This window comes from Arsenophonus endosymbiont of Bemisia tabaci Q2, from assembly GCF_902713415.1.
Lineage (GTDB): Bacteria > Pseudomonadota > Gammaproteobacteria > Enterobacterales > Enterobacteriaceae > Arsenophonus.
Map to the genome: position 1 here is coordinate 1 of NZ_CACTIE010000090.1, position 698 is coordinate 698.

1 protein-coding gene and 1 pseudogene are annotated in these 698 nt (G+C 40.4%); both read right to left on the bottom strand.

What is annotated here, in order from left to right; all coding sequences use genetic code 11:
• Positions 1-140 (bottom strand): annotated as a pseudogene (locus ARSQ2_RS14740) (hypothetical protein); the annotation flags it as partial.
• A 280-nt stretch (positions 141-420) separates the two neighbouring features.
• The coding region (locus tag ARSQ2_RS05045) for a transposase (RefSeq protein ID WP_181994581.1) at positions 421-698 on the bottom strand (278 nt) is incomplete at its 5' end.

The window sequence follows — 698 nt, forward strand, 5'->3', positions numbered from 1 at the left end:
ATGCTGTTCTCATCATTACCCTTATTTAATACAATATAGATGCCATCGGATGGACCTTTGTAAGTGGCTTCTTCGAGGTCTGTTTTTCCAGTATAAACGCCAACCGGAATATGGATATTTCCCCGCTGAATTCCGTGTTCATTGGTGACAGGTTATAACAATTCAGGTCGGTTATGGTGGAAAAATATAGCGACTTAAACCAGTGATTGGTCTATCTTTTGTGCCAACTTCGTGTTGCTAATTTCTTTGCTGTTATCCCAAATTCTGATTTCATTTCTAGCCAGTTGGTCTTCCTGTTTGTTCAGGATGTCATGCGCGGTTAATCTGTCACCGGAATTTTTGTGACGTTTTTCATCCAGTTATCCCCATCCCGTAAATAAAGCTGAACGTGCGCTTTTGCGCGGGATATAGCTAAGCGACTTAATTTTGATTACACCATATTGAGTGCGAACAAAATATCTGTGTCCCATCCGAGCGCTCTTTTTTTGCATTTAGCTTTTGCCCATTTATGCTCATATGCTCAATTGGATTAAGCTCTGACGAATAGGTAGGCAAATATTCCACCATATGCCCCCCATCGATAATGACTTGTTGAATACTGTGTTTCTTGTGAAAAGTTGCATTATCCATCATGATTACACTGTTTTTAAGAAGTACTGGGATAAGGACTTGGGTGACCCATGCATAGAAAACATCGC